The organism is Pseudomonas sp. 13B_3.2_Bac1, from assembly GCF_025466205.1.
GTDB classification, from domain to species: domain Bacteria; phylum Pseudomonadota; class Gammaproteobacteria; order Pseudomonadales; family Pseudomonadaceae; genus Aquipseudomonas; species Aquipseudomonas fluorescens_H.
This window is the reverse complement of the sequence record NZ_JANLOG010000099.1, coordinates 13,741-27,321: the sequence shown is the minus strand read 5'-3', so window position 1 is coordinate 27,321 and position 13,581 is coordinate 13,741. Positions and strand designations below refer to the sequence as shown.

The following is a 13,581-nucleotide window of genomic DNA, read 5'->3' as shown; positions in this document are numbered from 1 at the left end:
ATGCATTTCAAGTGTGGGAGCGGGCTTGCTCGCGAAGGGGCCATCACTGACAACTCAAGTCGCCGGGCGAATCGCCTTGATCAACGATTGCAACGAATACCCCAACCGCGGCGCCAGCGCTTCGGCCCGGGCGGTCAGCGCCTGCAGGTCCAGCTCCTGATCGAGATCCGCCGGCACAATCAGAATTACGTTGCCCTCCTTCACCGGCAATTCCCAGTAATGCCGGTGATAGAGCCCGCGCAGCAATGCGGCGCCCAACGGTTTGCCATCATCGGTGGCCCATTGGTTGATCACCAGCCAGCCGCCCGGATTCAGACGCTTCTGACAGTCGCCGAGGAAACTCCAGGCCAGGTGCCCGACACCCGGCCCCACGTCGGTGTAGAGGTCGACAAAGATCAGATCTGCAGGCTCGGCCGTCGGCAGCAACTCCAGCGCATCGCCGACCCGGATGTACAAGCGCGGATCGTCATCCAGCCCCAGATACTCGATGGCCAGGCGCGGCACGTCTGGGCGCAGTTCGATGGCTTCGACGTCTTCCAGCGGCAGGAACTTGAGGCAGGCCTGGGTCAGCGTGCCGGCACCGAGGCCGAGAAACAGTGCGCTCTCCGGTTGCTCGTGGCACAACGCGCCAATCAGCATCGCCCGGGTGTAGTCGTATTCGAGCCAGCTCGGATCGGCGGTGAACACGCAGCTCTGTTCGATGGCATCGCCGAATTCCAGAAAGCGGTAATCGGCCACTTCCAGCACGCGAATCACGCCGAACTCATCCTGTACCTCGGCGAGCAACAGCTCGACGCGCTCCTCAGTCATTTCGTCTCCTGATGGTCACCGGGCGCGGTGACGCGATGACGCCGCTCAGGCGCCGTGGCAAAGCGGCGATTGTCGACGAGGCGCGGGAGCAGGTCACGCACTAATTGCTGCTACCATGGGCGTCCCGAGCGTAGAACCGAATTAGAGACTGTGATGAGCCAACCCTGGAGCCCTGACAGCTGGCGCGCCCTGCCGATCCAGCAACAACCCCAATACCCCGACGCCGCGCACCTGCGCCAGGTCGAGCAGACCCTGGCCAGTTATCCGCCGCTGGTGTTTGCCGGTGAAGCACGCGAGCTGCGCCGACAGTTTGCCGAGGTGACTCAGGGCCGGGCGTTCCTGTTGCAGGGCGGCGATTGCGCGGAAAGCTTTGCCGAGTTCTCGGCGGCGAAGATTCGCGACACCTTCAAAGTGTTGCTGCAGATGGCAATCGTCATGACCTTCGCCGCCGGTTGTCCGGTGGTCAAGGTCGGGCGCATGGCCGGTCAATTCGCCAAGCCGCGCTCGGCCAACGACGAAACCATCGATGGCGTGACCCTGCCCGCCTACCGTGGCGACATCGTCAACGGCATCGGTTTCGACGAGAAGAGCCGCGTGCCGGATCCGGAGCGCCTGCTGCAGTCCTATCACCAGTCCACCGCCACCCTGAACCTGTTGCGCGCTTTCGCCCAAGGCGGCTTTGCCGACCTGCATCAGGTGCACAAGTGGAACCTCGACTTCATCGCCAACTCGGCGCTGGCCGAAAAATACAGCCACCTCGCCGACCGCATCGATGAAACCCTGGCGTTCATGCGTGCCTGCGGCATGGACAGCTCGCCGCAACTGCGCGAAACCAGTTTCTTCACCGCCCACGAAGCGCTGCTGCTGAACTACGAGGAAGCCTTCGTGCGTCGCGACAGCCTGACCAACGATTACTACGATTGCTCGGCGCACATGCTGTGGATCGGCGACCGCACCCGTCAGCTTGACGGCGCCCACGTCGAATTCCTGCGCGGGGTGAACAACCCGATCGGCGTCAAAGTCGGCCCGAGCATGAACCCGGACGACCTGATCCGCCTGATCGATGTGCTCAACCCGGACAACGATCCGGGCCGCCTGAACCTGATCGCGCGGATGGGCGCGAACAAGGTCGGCGATCATCTCCCGGCGCTGATTCGCGCGGTGCAGCGTGAGGGCAAGCAGGTGCTGTGGAGTTCCGACCCGATGCACGGCAACACCATCAAGGCCAGCAGCGGCTACAAGACCCGCGACTTCGCGCAGATTCTTGGCGAGGTGAAGCAGTTCTTCCAGGTGCACGAAGCCGAAGGCAGCTACGCGGGCGGGATTCACATCGAGATGACCGGGCAGAATGTCACCGAGTGCATCGGTGGTGCGCGGCCGATCACGGAAGATGGGCTGTCGGATCGTTACCACACCCATTGCGACCCGCGGATGAATGCCGATCAGTCGCTGGAACTGGCGTTTTTGATTGCGGAAACCCTGAAGCAGGTTCAGCGTTGAATCAGTCAGGTTTCTAGCGTCTGAGAGGCAGCCTTCGCGAGCAAGCCCGCTCCCACACTGGATTTGTGAACGGCACAGAACCAATGTGGGAGCGGGCTTGCTCGCGAAGGGGCCAGCTCAGTCACTACAGATTTCAGCCAATGCCACCCGCAATCGCCCTGCACTCTCACGCTGACAATTAAGCTGCACCCGCGCAAGCCCCAGCCAATCGGCCATCTGCCGCAAATTCAGCGCCAGCGCCAACATCCCCTCTTCATCCAGCCCCGGCTCTTCCTCGTGCACCGCATGCACCGCCAACCGCCCCGACGCCCGCTCGGCGCGCAGATCGACCCGCGCAGCAATCCGCTCGTTGTGCAGGAACGGCAGCACGTAATAGCCATAGACCCGTTTGTCCTGCGGCGTATAAATTTCCAGCCGATAGCGGAAATCAAACAGTCGCTCGGTACGACTGCGCTCCCAGATCAGCGAATCGAACGGCGACAACAGCGCACTGGCGATGACTTTACGCGGGACTTTCGGCTGCGGCAGACAGTAGGCGATCTGTCGCCATCCGGCGACTTCGCAGGTCTGCAACTGCCCGTCCTCGACCAGCTCCGCCAGACGCGGTCGCGCATCGGCCGGGTTCAAACGGAAGTAATCGCGCAGATCCTTTTCCGTGCCGACGCCGAGTGCCTGGGCCGCGTGCAGCAGGAGACCACGCTGGCCCTCGGCTTCATCCGGCAACGGCTGCTGCAGAATCGGCGCAGGGATGACCCGCTCCGGCAAATCATACAAACGCTCAAAACCGCGGCGCCCGGCCACGGTCACTTCACCGGCGGCGAACAACCATTCCAGCGCATGCTTTTCCGCGCTCCAGTCCCACCACTGACCGGCCTTGTCCTCACGGGTCGAAAGGCTGCCAGCGCCCAACGCGCCCTGCGCTTCGACCGCTGCCATAACCCGACGAATCGTGTCTTGCTGCTCGCGTCCGAACTTCGCCAATTGTTGATAGATGTCCTCGCCACGTTTCGCGCGCTGCATCCGCCACCCCAGCAACGGATACATCGCCAGCGGCAGCAACGATGCTTCGTGGCCCCAGTATTCGAACAGCGTGCGACGGCGACCCGAACTCCAGGCGGCCTGGTCGAGCAGAGTGGATGGATATGAACCCAAACGAGAAAACAGCGGCAAGTAGTGCGAGCGCACCACCGCGTTGACGGAGTCGATCTGCAATAGCCCCAGCCGTTCAATCAGCCGGTTGACATGCGGCGCCTTGACGGTCAGCGGCTGGCGCCCGTTGAACCCTTGGGCAGCCAGCGCCAGACGTCGCGCCTGTTTGAGGGAAAAGGCCAGAGTCGCGGGCATGAACATCTCCTTGTCTGCTCGCAACCTACCTCAGTCAAAAGGGGTTTGTGTAGCGATACCCTCATCATTTATGCATCGGATCGTCCCAGAACGGCCGGATGGCCTCGTGCTCAACGTCAGCGCGGCTGACCCCGATGTCCTTCAACGCTTCATCACTCAGACTGGCGAGCAACTCACGTTCACGGTGCAATTCGTACCAGCGGCTAAACTTGTGCAGCAGATCCGAGATCAGGTGCACCGGCACTCTTTCATCACTGACATAGACTTTTTGACCTTTCATCGTGTTGCCCTCCATGTGGGATGACTAAAGTCTCGCCCCGGAGCTAAGATCAATCCAACGAATGTTTCTGATGCCATGCATCTCGGAGATTGATGAATTGTCGGCCTATCCCAGTATCGATACCGATGTCCTGCGCACCTTCGTCGCAATCGCCGACCAAGGCGGATTCACCCGCGCTGGCGAGATGGTCAACCGTACGCAATCGGCCGTGAGCATGCAGATGAAGCGTCTGGAAGAAGACGTTCTGCAACGCCAGCTGTTCGAGCGCGATGGCCGCCAGGTACGCCTGACCGCCGAAGGCCAGGTGCTGCTCGGCTATGCGCGGCGTATCCTGAAATTGCACAGCGAAGTGTTCAACACTTTGCGCGAGCCACACATGGTCGGCACCGTGCGCATCGGTACGCCGGACGACTATGTGATGCGGTTTCTGCCGGGAATACTGTCGCGGTTCGCCCAGTTCTATCCGCTGATTCAGATCGAAGTGCACTGCGAGTCCAGCAAACAGCTGTTGCAGCGCACCGATCTGGATTTGTCGATCGTCACCCGCGAGCCGGGCAACGAGATCGGCCAGTTGCTGCGCAAGGAGCGATTCGTCTGGGCCGAAGCGCAAAACTTCAGCGCCCACGAGCAGACGCCGCTGCCACTGGCGATGTTCAACAGTGATTGTTTCTGCCGCTTGTGGGCGTGCAATGCGCTGGACGCGATGGGCCGCGACTACCGCATCGCCTACAACAGCACCAGCCTGTCGGCGCTGATGGCGGTGGTGAGCGCGGGTCTGGCGATCACCGCGCAACTGGAGAGCCTGATCACCCCGGACATGCGCATTCTCGGCGCCGCCGAAGATTTGCCGCTGCTGCCCGAGGCCAGCATCATGCTGATCCGCAACCTGAACAATCCGTCGCCGATCACCGAATGCCTGGCCGAGCACATCGTCGAAGGCTTCAAACTTTAAAGGCGAGCATCACCGCACACAGCACCAGAAAACCGCAGAACAGCCCGCGCAAGAGCCTTTCCGGCATCGCGTGGGCGATTTTCACGCCCCAACTGATGCTGGCCAGACCGCCGATGGCCAGCGGCAGACCGATCATCCAGTCCACTTCGTGATGCACTGCATACGTCACCAACGTCACGCCGGTGCTCGGCAATGCGAGCGCCAGCGACAGGCCTTGGGCAACCACCTGCGTGGTGCCGAACAGACTGGTCAGCACGGGCGTCGCCACCACGGCCCCGCCGACGCCGAACAAGCCACCCATGGTCCCCGACGCTGCGCCGAGCACACCCAGCCATGGCCATGAGTAACGCATCTCGGAGGTCACCGCGGATTTTTTGCCGAACATCTTCAGCAGGTTGTACGCCGAGAGCACCACAAGGAACGCGACAAAGCCGATGCGCATGGTTTGCGCATCGATGCCCACCGCCCAGATCGAGCCGATCCACGCAAAGCAAAAGCCCATGACCGCCAGCGGCAGCGCATGGCGCAGTTCGATGCGATTGCGCTGGTGATAGCGCCACAGCGCCAGCATCACGTTCGGCACCACCATCACCAGCGCCGTGCCTTGGGCGATCTGTTGATCCAGGCCGAACCACACACCCAGCAGCGGAATGGCGATCAAACCACCGCCGATGCCAAAAATCCCGCCCAGTGTGCCCAGGGCCGCGCCAAACAGCAGGTACAACAAAAACTCGATCACAGCGATTTCCTCATCCGTCAGGCGATTCATCCTACGCAGTACAGGCTGGCGGGGAAACGCACAGCAACGCACAATGGCTATGCCAAATTCGCACAAGCATTGAATTCTCATGAATCCCAATCAGTTGACCGATCAGCTCGGCTTATTTCTCGATGTTCTGGAAAGCGGCAGTTTTTCCGCGGTTTCCCGTCGTCATCCGCTGACGCCTTCCGCCATTGCGCGGCGCATTGATAGCCTGGAAAGCGCCGTCGGTAGCCAGTTGTTCATCCGCAGCACCCACGCTGTACGGGCAACCCCGGCCGGGTTGGCGTTTGCCGAGCGGGCGCGACGTATCGTCAGCGAACTGCAACTGGCCCGTGCCGAAGCGGTGTCGTTGAGCAGTGCGCCGGAAGGCTTGATCCGCATCGATGCCCCCGCTGCGTTCGGTCGCCGCCATCTCGCGCCGGTCATCGCCGACTTTCTGGTGCTGTACCCGGGGCTGGATGTGCAGTTGCACCTGATCGACAGCTTCATCGACATGCACGGCTCGAATCTGGGCAAAGTTGATCTGGTGCTGCGCGCCGGGCAAATGGCCGATACGCGGCTGGTCGCCACCCCGCTGGCGAGCATGGTGCGCATCGCCTGCGCCAGCCCCGACTACCTCAAACGCCGTGGCGCGCCGAGCCATCCTGCGCAGTTGAGTGAACACGACGGACTGGATTGGGAAGGCCTCGCCCCGCCCTTCGCCTGGCGCTTCGAGCTGGACGGGCAAATGCAACTGCATCGCCCCTCACGAATCCGCATGAGCGCCAACAATGCCGAAGCCCTGGTGTGCGGCGCACTGGCCGGGCTGGGCATCGCGCATTTGCCGACCTGGCTGGCCAGTGAGTACCTGCTGCGCGGAGAGTTGCTGCCGCTGTTCTGCGAGACCGGCCTGCCACAACCGGAAACCACCGGTATCTATGCGCTGCGCATGGAACAGCAAACCAACTCGCGCAGCCGTTTGCTTCTGGAATATCTCAAGACCCGTTTCAGCCCGGTGCCGCCGTGGGATCTGGCGCTACAGCGAGAGCTGGGCCGGCACTAGACTCTGGATAATTATCTGGCGCATTAAACATTCGGGCGCTAGATTCAAGCCCATCATCGAACAAGGCGTTGCCATGACCACCGAACGCGACACCCCCGACAACTGCGATCACCTGCTGCTGGATAACCAGGCCTGCTTCGCCCTGCACTCCACTTCGCTGATGATGACCAAGGTCTATAAGCCGCTACTGCAAGCGCTGGGCCTGACCTACCCGCAGTATCTGGCGATGATGGTGCTGTGGGAAAAGGACGGTTTGACCGTGGGCGAAATCAGCACGCGGTTGCTGACCGATCCAGGCTCGCTGACGCCGTTGCTCAAGCGTCTGGAAGGCGAAGGTCTGCTCAGTCGAACCCGCAGCCGTGAAGATGAACGGGTGGTGATCGTCGAACTGACCGCGCAGGGCCGCGCCCTTCGTGAGCAAGCCAAAAGCGTTCCGCAGTGCATCCTCGGCGCCAGTGGCTTTACCGTCGAGCGCCTGCAAAACCTGCAAGCGGAACTGCAAGTCCTGCGCAGTCATCTGCAAGACAGCCTGACCTGAGCCCACCTGACTTCCCCTTGTGGGAGCGAGCCTGCTCGCGAAAGCGGTGGTTCAGTCAGCTTGCGTATTGCCTGTCCCACCGCTATCGCGAACAGGCTCACTCCTACAAAGGATCGGTTCACCAGGAAAAATATTCTTCAGCCCCCGCCGCCCGCCACCATCCGCTCTAAATCTTCACTTTCAAGCTGATCGACTGTGCCTTTAAAGGACCGAGATTCAGCTTTCTCAAAAAATTATCTTGCGCACTAAACATTAGCGAGCTACATTCACCTCGCACTTACTTAGCGCGCAAACAATTAGCGCAAAAAACACACTCGACGAGGCTCACACCATGCAAACTCTCTACACCGCAATCGCAACCTCCACTGGCGGCCGTGATGGTCGTGCGATCTCCAGCGACAACATCCTCGACGTCAAACTCGCTACCCCGAAAGAACTCGGCGGTGCTGGCGGTGCAGCGACCAATCCTGAACAACTGTTCGCTGCCGGTTACTCGGCCTGCTTCATCGGCGCACTGAAATTCGTCGCCAGCCAGACCAAACGCAAAATCCCCGACGACGCCTCGATCACCGCGCACGTCGGTATCGGCCAGATCCCTGGCGGTTTCGGTCTCGACATCGATCTGCACATCAGCCTGCCAGGCCTGGAGCAAGCGGATGCACAGAGCCTGGTCGAAGCGGCGCACCAGGTCTGCCCGTACTCCAACGCCACTCGCGGCAATGTTGAAGTGCGTCTGCACACCACCGTTTGAGAACAACACCAAACCATTGTGGGAACGGGCTTGCTCGCGAACAGGCCCGGTCAGACAACCAGTCTGTTGAATGACACACCGCATTCGCGAGCAAGCCCCCTCCCACAGGGTTCAGCGGTAAACGTGAAATCGCAGGCACAAAAAAGCCCGACTCAATGGTCGGGCTTTTTCTTTCCGCGAAAAGCAGTGCTTATTTGGCACGGCCTTTGTAGGAACCGCCTTCGCGGGTGTCGATCTCGATCATGTCGCCGATTTCGATGAAGTCAGCAACCGACAGCTCGGTACCGTTCTTCAGTTTGGCAGGCTTCATCACCTTGCCGGAAGTGTCACCGCGAGCGGAACCTTCGGTGTAGTCAACCTGACGCACGATGGTGGTCGGCAGCTCTACGGAAACCAGACGCTCTTCGAAGAACACGGCTTCGCAAACGTCGGTCATGCCTTCTTCAACGAAAGGCAGAACGCTTTCGATGTCTTCGGCGTTCAGCTCGTACATGGTGTAGTCAGTGGTGTCCATGAACGTGTAGGTGTCGCCGCTGATGAAGGACAGGGTCGCTTCTTTGCGGTCGAGGATCACGTCGTCCAGCTTGTCGTCCGCACCGTAAACGGTTTCGGTCTTGTAACCGGTCAGCAGGTTCTTCAGCTTGGTCTTCATGATCGCGCTGTTACGGCCCGACTTGGTGAATTCAGCTTTCTGAACCAGCCAAGGATCGTTGTCGATACGGATCACGGTACCGGGTTTGAGTTCTTTACCAGTTTTCATTGCGAATATCCGAATTTGGATGGGATTTACAAAAATCTAGGCCGCGTATCATATCCAATTTAGGTAAAACCTTACCAGCGCCGTGGCAAGATCCGCCTGCAAGCCTTGTTCCAGACACCATGCTTCGGCGTTGTCCTGCAATTGCGACCAGTGTTTACGGGCCTCCAGCCAGTGCTCGCCAATCGGTTGGCCGGCGCTCCAGGCCCGCCACAGACCGTTGATCGCCTCGGCAGCGGCCGGTGAAAGCCCTTTGGTGTAGAGCGCGAGAAAGGCGTCGAGCTTGTCGAGATGGATGTCTTCGTCCTGCTGATAGATGTGCCAGAGCATCGGTCGCCCGGCCCACTGTGCGCGGACGAACGAGTCTTCCCCACGCACCGCGTTGAAATCGCAGCACCACAGCAACTGATCGTATTGATCCTGACGGACGAACGGCAGCACCTGCACCGTCAGCGCCTGACGCACGTTCAAATCGCCGACGGCCAGCGAATCGACTCCGAGCCAGCGCGCGACATCACCGAGAATCCGCCCCTCCGGCACCAGCAAATGGGTCGGTGTGCTATCCGCCGCCAGCACATCCAGCCAACTGGCCAGCCCGGCATTTTCGTAGGCAAACAAGGAGATCAGCAGCGAATCCGCTGCGCGATCGACACCCAGGCCTTGCAGGAATTGTCGCTGTGCAGCGGCATCCTGCTGAAAATGCCGACGACGCTCAAGCAGACCACCTTCACGCAGCAGGCCGCCGGTCCCCGGCTGAAATCCGGGAAAGAAAAAGAATTTCTGTACCGACTTGTGCTTCACCGACTGCAGGCCATGACAACCGGTTACCCAGTCTTCGGCGCTGAGGTAATCGAGGTTCATCCACAGTGGCGGCCGTTGCCGCTCGGCCATGGCGTCCATGTACGCCGGTGGCAACTGGCAGGCAAATGCGGCGATCACCACATCGGCGGCTTCCGCTTGCGGCCAGTCGCTCGGCCAGTGCCGCACCTCGACGCCCTGCTGCGATTGCTGGGCAAGGTTGATGTCGATCTCGGGGCAGATACGCTCGAAGGCGCGCAGGTCATCGACCCACAGACGCACCGCCAGCGCATGCTCGGCCACCAGTTGGCGGGCAAGACGCCAGGTCACACCGATGTCGCCATAGTTGTCGACCACGGTGCAAAAAATATCCCAGCGGGTTTTCGGTACCGACATGCAAGACTCCCGTTGGCAAAAGGGCTGATTGTCCGCATAAATGACCTCGCGCAGAAGAGCCGACGGCGATTAATCTTCGTGCGACAATCGCGACTTGCCCGTAATCATCCGCCAGGAGGCAGCCATGCCCTATCGCCCCACCCCGCGTCGTCCCTTGCCTGTTCAGCTTAGCGCGCTGCGACTGACCGGCAGCATTGCCCTGGGCATGTGGCTGGGCTTTCTGGCCATCGCCTTGACCTGCTGGGTGCTTTCACGCTTTGTGTTCACCGAGCAACTGGCGCCTGTCGCTCAGGCCGTGCAGCAACTGGCCAAGCCCCCGGCGGCCGTCCAGGTACAACCGGACATTCCGCCACAGAGTCCGCTGTTCGAGCAGTACGAAGAGAACCTGCGCAAGAACGAACAGCAGAATCGCCTGGATCAGGCACGCAGCAGCAGTCGCAACCAGTCAAATCCGAAATGCCAGTTCTGGCTGCAACAGGACCAGACCGCGCCGAGCGAGAAGAGCCGCGCCAACGTTTTGCAATTCTGCGATTGATCATGAACAAGCACACTGTCCACCAACTGATCCTCGACAAACTGCGCGTCGACCTCGACATCGCCGAGCGCGCCGCGCAGACCGCTTACGAAACCGCGACTCACGAAGAGAACATCGCCGAGAACAAGTACGACACCCTTGGGCTTGAAGCTTCTTATCTGGCAGCAGGTCAGGCGAAACGCGTCGAGGAAATCCGCCAGTCACTGGCGCTGTGCCAGAACCTGACACTGCGCGCCTATGACGAAAATCGCGGCATCGAGATTGGCGCCCTGCTCGGCCTGGAAGACGAAAAGGGTCGCGAGCAATGGCTGTTTCTGGCGCCGGATGCGGCGGGCCTGAAAGTCGATGTGGTGGGTCAGCCGATTACCGTCATCACCCCGCGCTCGCCGCTGGGCAAAGGCCTGCTGGGCAAGTTCGAGGGCGATGAGGTGGAGATTCTGGTGGCGGGCACCCGGCAACAGTTCGCTGTCACCGAGGTGCTTTGAGGCAGGGTCTTAGTGGACCGGCAGTTCGACGCCGTCGAACAGCTCTTCCAGTTCCTGCTTGTTGTGGCACTGGATGGCTTTGGCCATCACTTCGCGGGTCAGGTGCGGGGCGAACTTCTCGATGAAGTCGCACATGAAACCACGCAGGAAAGTACCGCGACGGAAACCGATCTTGGTAATGCTCGACTCGAACAGTTCGCTGGCATCCAGCACCACCAGGTCGTTATCGAGCTTGGTGTCGACCGCCATCTTGGCGACGATGCCCACACCCAGACCCAGGCGCACGTAGGTTTTGATCACGTCGGCATCGGCAGCGGTGAACACCACTTTCGGCGTCAGGCCGCGATGGCTGAAGGCTTCGTCGAGTTTCGAACGGCCAGTGAAACCGAACACGTACGTCACGATCGGGTATTCGGCCAGCGCTTCAAGGGTCAGCTTCGGCAGCTTGGTCAGCGGGTGGCCCTGCGGCACGACCACGCAACGGTTCCAGCGATAGCACGGCATCATCACCAGATCGCCGAACAGTTCCAGCGCTTCGGTGGCGATGGCGAAATCGACGGTGCCGTCAGCGGCCATCTCGGCGATCTGCATCGGCGAACCCTGATGCATGTGCAGCGCCACGTCCGGGTATTGCTTGATGAAATTGCTGATCACCGGCGGCAATGCATAACGCGCCTGGGTGTGGGTGGTGGCGATAGACAGGGTGCCTTTCTTCTCGTTGGAGAATTCCTGGGCAATCTGCTTGATGCTTTCGACCTTGCGCAGGATTTCCCCTGCGGTGGTGATGATGCGCTCGCCGGCCGGAGTGACGCGGGTCAAGTGCTTGCCGCTGCGGGCAAACACTTCAACGCCGAGTTCGTCTTCCAGCAGGCGGATTTGTTTACTGATACCCGGTTGCGAGGTGTAAAGGCTTTGGGCTGTAGCGGAAACGTTGAGGTCGTGGTGCGCCACTTCCCAGATGTAGCGCAATTGTTGAAGCTTCATATGTATCCCTCAAAGCAGGTAGACGCCACGGGCATCAGCGACGGTATATAACTATATTAATGGTTTGATGAATAAATCTAGAACTTTTTTATCAAAACGCCATTATTCCCGCTTCAGCGATCCTCCCGACGCCGGCGCTCCACCAACGGCACCAGATAAACCGGCACCTTGGCCAATTGCAGGACCCGGGTCGCCGTACGCCCCAAAGGCGTTTCCGCCCCGACACCGTGACTGTGAGTGCCTACGATCAGCAAATCCACAGAGAGTTTCTCCACCTGGTCAAGAATCACCTGCGACGGATCGCCCTGCAGTACCCGTACCGCACGAATCCGCTGCAGATCCTGTTCGCCGTCCTCCCCCAATTCTTCGCGAAAACTGTCCAGCACCCGTTGCTCGATACTGGCGATGACAGTTTTCAGACCCTGACTGTGAAATTCGTTCAATGCCTGTTCGTCGAGATAGCTTTGCAACACCGATTCGGCGAACAGTCCCATGGGTTCCACTGCATGCACCACATACAAGTCGGCATTGAATGTCCGCGCCAGCGCCAGGGCATGCTGCATCACTAAAGGTGCGTACAGACCGAGGTCAGTGGCATATAGCATCGAACGAATCATATGACCTCCTCGCGTGCCAACATGGCGGAGATTGATTCAGCTTAGCAGTGCCTTGGCGAGTACGACGTGCGACGCAACGTCTTGAAGCACAGGGGCTTTAGATCGATGGTTCGTTGCTGATGCCATGCGGTACGTGACCGGTGGCGACCACTTCGCGGGCGGCCTCGCAGTGGCCAGCCTGATCGTCGAAAAACACATCGGCAGCGAAGGCTTCGAGAAAAGCCGATTTGGTCAGCCCGCCAAGAAACAGCGACTCGTCGAGGCGGATGTCCCACTCGCGCAATGTACGAATCACCCGCTCATGTGCCGGTGCCGAACGCGCGGTGACCAGCGCCGTGCGGATCGGGCAGTCGTCCTCGGGGAACTCGCGTTGCAGCGCATTGAGCGCCGCCAGAAAACCTTTGAACGGCCCACCGCGCAACGGCTCGCGCGCCGATTCACGTTCCTTGGCCTGAAACGCCAGCAGCCCGCCGGACTGATATACGCGTTCGGACTCATCGGAAAACAGCACCGCGTCGCCGTCGAAGGCGATGCGCAGTTCGTCACTGGCGGCACGACTGGCGCCCCCGGAGAGAATCGTCGCCGCCGCGAATCCGGCATCCAGCGCAGCGCGCACGTCTTCTGCGTGCGTCGACAGGAACAAGTCACAGCCAAAAGCCTTGAGGTAGGGATAAGGACTGCGCCCGCCGACGAATGCCGCCCGCGAGATATCCAGTCCATAGTGGTGAATCGAATTGAAGGCACGCAGGCCGGTGTCGGCGCTGTTGCGCGAAACCAGAATCACCTCGACCCGGGCGCGGTCGAGGCGACTATTGAGGCTGAGGAGTTTTTCCACCAGAGGAAAGGCATCACCGGGCGCGAGGATCTCGTCTTCGTGTTCGATCTGATATTGCCGATAGGCTTCGACACCGCTCGCCAGGTAGACCTTGTGACTCTCACTCAGGTCGAACAGGGCACGAGACGAAATCGCCAGCACCAGTTTGTCATCGATGTTCTTGGCCATGCCTTCCCCCACTCCCCCAGAAAACC

General features: G+C 60.3%; 16 protein-coding genes. 7 read left to right on the top strand and 9 right to left on the bottom strand.

Annotated features, from left to right (window positions below):
* Positions 1–54 precede the first annotated feature (54 nt).
* Positions 55–810: a spermidine synthase gene (locus NTD85_RS15855; protein ID WP_003226772.1), complete on the bottom strand. Its 756-nt coding sequence runs from the start codon at positions 808–810 to the stop codon at positions 55–57.
* A gap of 153 nt (positions 811–963) precedes the next feature.
* Here NTD85_RS15855 and NTD85_RS15850 point away from each other — a divergent pair, with 153 nt between their 5' ends.
* A complete protein-coding gene (locus NTD85_RS15850) occupies positions 964–2,310 on the top strand; it encodes a class II 3-deoxy-7-phosphoheptulonate synthase (protein ID WP_262142632.1) in 1,347 nt (448 codons plus the stop codon).
* A gap of 117 nt (positions 2,311–2,427) precedes the next feature.
* Here NTD85_RS15850 and NTD85_RS15845 read toward each other — a convergent pair whose 3' ends face one another.
* Together NTD85_RS15845 and NTD85_RS15840 are read right to left on the bottom strand one after the other, a co-directional pair.
* Positions 2,428–3,654, bottom strand: coding sequence for a winged helix-turn-helix domain-containing protein (locus NTD85_RS15845; RefSeq protein ID WP_262142631.1), 1,227 nt, complete (start codon positions 3,652–3,654; stop codon positions 2,428–2,430).
* Positions 3,655–3,718: 64 nt separating this feature from the next.
* Positions 3,719–3,934 (bottom strand): DUF1127 domain-containing protein, encoded by a 216-nt coding sequence (locus NTD85_RS15840; protein ID WP_003226778.1) that lies wholly within the window; start codon positions 3,932–3,934, stop codon positions 3,719–3,721.
* Positions 3,935–4,031: 97 nt separating this feature from the next.
* On the opposite strand from NTD85_RS15840, the gene NTD85_RS15835 reads away from it, so the two are divergent.
* Complete coding sequence (locus tag NTD85_RS15835) at positions 4,032–4,886, top strand: LysR substrate-binding domain-containing protein (protein ID WP_025113145.1); 855 nt, start codon at positions 4,032–4,034, stop codon at positions 4,884–4,886.
* On the opposite strand, the gene NTD85_RS15830 is transcribed toward NTD85_RS15835, so the two are convergent.
* Complete coding sequence (locus tag NTD85_RS15830) at positions 4,876–5,625, bottom strand: sulfite exporter TauE/SafE family protein (RefSeq protein WP_262142630.1); 750 nt, start codon at positions 5,623–5,625, stop codon at positions 4,876–4,878. The two genes, NTD85_RS15835 and NTD85_RS15830, sit on opposite strands and share 11 nt — an antisense overlap.
* 109 nt (positions 5,626–5,734) lie before the next feature.
* Here NTD85_RS15830 and NTD85_RS15825 point away from each other — a divergent pair, with 109 nt between their 5' ends.
* The 3 genes from NTD85_RS15825 (at position 5,735) to NTD85_RS15815 (ending at position 7,980) form a co-directional block, all read left to right on the top strand.
* The gene (locus NTD85_RS15825; protein WP_201136934.1) at positions 5,735–6,691 is read left to right on the top strand and encodes a LysR family transcriptional regulator; all 957 of its coding nucleotides are present in this window, start codon (positions 5,735–5,737) and stop codon (positions 6,689–6,691) included.
* Positions 6,692–6,764: 73 nt separating this feature from the next.
* Positions 6,765–7,229, top strand: a complete 465-nt coding sequence (locus NTD85_RS15820) for a MarR family winged helix-turn-helix transcriptional regulator (RefSeq protein ID WP_103483831.1) — start codon at positions 6,765–6,767, stop codon at positions 7,227–7,229.
* A 331-nt stretch (positions 7,230–7,560) separates the two neighbouring features.
* The gene (locus NTD85_RS15815; RefSeq protein WP_003226782.1) at positions 7,561–7,980 is read left to right on the top strand and encodes an organic hydroperoxide resistance protein; all 420 of its coding nucleotides are present in this window, start codon (positions 7,561–7,563) and stop codon (positions 7,978–7,980) included.
* A 190-nt stretch (positions 7,981–8,170) separates the two neighbouring features.
* Here the strand turns inward: NTD85_RS15815 and NTD85_RS15810 are convergent, their stop codons facing one another.
* Positions 8,171–8,740, bottom strand: a complete 570-nt coding sequence (locus tag NTD85_RS15810; protein ID WP_003226785.1) for an elongation factor P — start codon at positions 8,738–8,740, stop codon at positions 8,171–8,173.
* A 48-nt stretch (positions 8,741–8,788) separates the two neighbouring features.
* A complete protein-coding gene (earP, locus tag NTD85_RS15805; protein WP_262142628.1) occupies positions 8,789–9,931 on the bottom strand; it encodes an elongation factor P maturation arginine rhamnosyltransferase EarP in 1,143 nt (380 codons plus the stop codon).
* A gap of 124 nt (positions 9,932–10,055) precedes the next feature.
* On the opposite strand from earP, the gene NTD85_RS15800 reads away from it, so the two are divergent.
* On the top strand, positions 10,056–10,466 hold the full coding sequence (locus NTD85_RS15800; RefSeq protein WP_262142627.1) for a hypothetical protein: 411 nt from the start codon (positions 10,056–10,058) through the stop codon (positions 10,464–10,466).
* A gap of 2 nt (positions 10,467–10,468) precedes the next feature.
* A complete protein-coding gene (locus NTD85_RS15795) occupies positions 10,469–10,951 on the top strand; it encodes a transcription elongation factor GreAB (RefSeq protein WP_262142626.1) in 483 nt (160 codons plus the stop codon).
* A gap of 9 nt (positions 10,952–10,960) precedes the next feature.
* On the opposite strand, the gene cysB is transcribed toward NTD85_RS15795, so the two are convergent.
* The 3 genes from cysB to NTD85_RS15780 all read right to left on the bottom strand — a co-directional run bounded on the left by cysB (position 10,961) and on the right by NTD85_RS15780 (position 13,555).
* A complete protein-coding gene (gene cysB / locus NTD85_RS15790; RefSeq protein WP_007908591.1) occupies positions 10,961–11,935 on the bottom strand; it encodes an HTH-type transcriptional regulator CysB in 975 nt (324 codons plus the stop codon).
* 113 nt (positions 11,936–12,048) lie between these two features.
* Entirely contained in the window at positions 12,049–12,552 is a 504-nt protein-coding gene (locus NTD85_RS15785) for a universal stress protein (RefSeq protein WP_103483835.1), read from the bottom strand.
* Between the two features lie 97 nt (positions 12,553–12,649).
* On the bottom strand, positions 12,650–13,555 hold the full coding sequence (locus NTD85_RS15780) for a 5'-nucleotidase (RefSeq protein WP_103483836.1): 906 nt from the start codon (positions 13,553–13,555) through the stop codon (positions 12,650–12,652).
* Positions 13,556–13,581: the final 26 nt, after the last annotated feature.